This window comes from Oligella sp. HMSC05A10, from assembly GCF_001808335.1.
GTDB classification, from domain to species: Bacteria; Pseudomonadota; Gammaproteobacteria; order Burkholderiales; family Burkholderiaceae_B; genus Oligella; species Oligella urethralis.
The window spans coordinates 1-1,064 of sequence record NZ_KV792876.1 but is presented as its reverse complement, the minus strand read 5'-3'; the positions used below and the strand labels follow the sequence as shown (position 1 = coordinate 1,064).

Here is a 1,064-nt window from a genome sequence, read left to right as displayed (position 1 = left end):
GGAGTGTTTGTCTACTTTTCTGACTAGGATCATATTTAGGTGCAAAAAGTGGTGATACTGAAGCAGCCATTAGTTTGATCTCAAAAACGTTAAAACAAGAGACGGTAGAGGAGTGCTTCAAGTTATTAAAGAAATGTTCTGATGTTATCTTAGTGCCAGTTTTAGCAAAAGAGGTTGCAGGGAATAATAAAATTCCTCTTGTTACAGCAAAGTTTTTAAGTGAATATTTAGAATTGCCATTTGTGGATAATATTGTTCAAAAAGAAAAAATTGGAAGAACTGGTAAAGGCGCAGACTATAGGCTAGCTTTTAATCCAACTTTTGAAGGATTTGTAGATAACTCAAAAGAATATTTTATTGTTGATGACACATTAACTATGGGGGGGAACAATTGCCTCACTACATGGATATCTTAAAAATCGAGGTGCTAAAGTTGTTGGGGCAATGGTAATGACTGCGCATGTTGGTTCACTTGAGTTACCTATTAAACAATCAATGTATAATGATATTATTAATAAACACAGTGAAGAAATTAATCAATTTTGGAAGAAGGAGTTTGGATATGGAATTGAAAAGCTCACACAAGCAGAAGCAGGACATTTACGAGCGGCCAAGACTTTTGACCAGCTCAGAACTAGAATTATTGAAGCTAGATATGCGGGCGTCAGCCAACTTGTTGAGGGGAATGAAATTAGTAAAAAAACCTTTGAACAAAAGAAAAGTGAGCCTGAACAAGATATAGAACGATAGCAGCTTTATCTTTATACGAATCAAAACCGCCGGTTTAAATACTAGGCGGTTTTTTTATGGAGATCAACAGTTCATGTTTGACAAACCTGACTACTCACATATTGCAAGAGACACTGAGGTAACAATAGAAATAACAGCAGAAGAAGTAGCTGCAATCTTTTGGGCTTATGACAGAGGCATTAATGCGATGGACGAAGCGTCTATGCAGAAACTTGATGCGGTTATTAACAAACTCAAATATGAACTGTGGCCATAAAAGAATCAGGATGCATGATGTTTGAAGAGGGTGTAAGGTATTTTGTGTAACTTGATTT

At 36.1% G+C, this 1,064-nt stretch carries 3 protein-coding genes; all 3 read left to right on the top strand.

Features of this window, described 5'->3' with window-relative positions; genetic code table 11:
- The first annotated feature begins 74 nt into the window (after positions 1-74).
- The 3 genes from HMPREF3144_RS03735 (at position 75) to HMPREF3144_RS03725 (ending at position 1,006) form a co-directional block, all read left to right on the top strand.
- On the top strand, positions 75-416 hold the full coding sequence (locus tag HMPREF3144_RS03735) for a hypothetical protein (RefSeq protein ID WP_070476475.1): 342 nt from the start codon (positions 75-77) through the stop codon (positions 414-416).
- 34 nt (positions 417-450) lie between these two features.
- The gene (locus tag HMPREF3144_RS03730; protein WP_070476473.1) at positions 451-750 is read left to right on the top strand and encodes a hypothetical protein; all 300 of its coding nucleotides are present in this window, start codon (positions 451-453) and stop codon (positions 748-750) included.
- A gap of 73 nt (positions 751-823) precedes the next feature.
- Positions 824-1,006: a hypothetical protein gene (locus HMPREF3144_RS03725; RefSeq protein WP_048768946.1), complete on the top strand. Its 183-nt coding sequence runs from the start codon at positions 824-826 to the stop codon at positions 1,004-1,006.
- Positions 1,007-1,064: the final 58 nt, after the last annotated feature.

What these genes read in the sequence shown, in the direction of transcription:
- HMPREF3144_RS03730 (WP_070476473.1), top strand. Translation starts at nt 451, where the DNA reads ATGACTGCGCATGTTGGTTCACTTGAGTTACCTATTAAACAATCAATG.
- HMPREF3144_RS03725 (WP_048768946.1), top strand. Translation starts at nt 824, where the DNA reads ATGTTTGACAAACCTGACTACTCACATATTGCAAGAGACACTGAGGTA.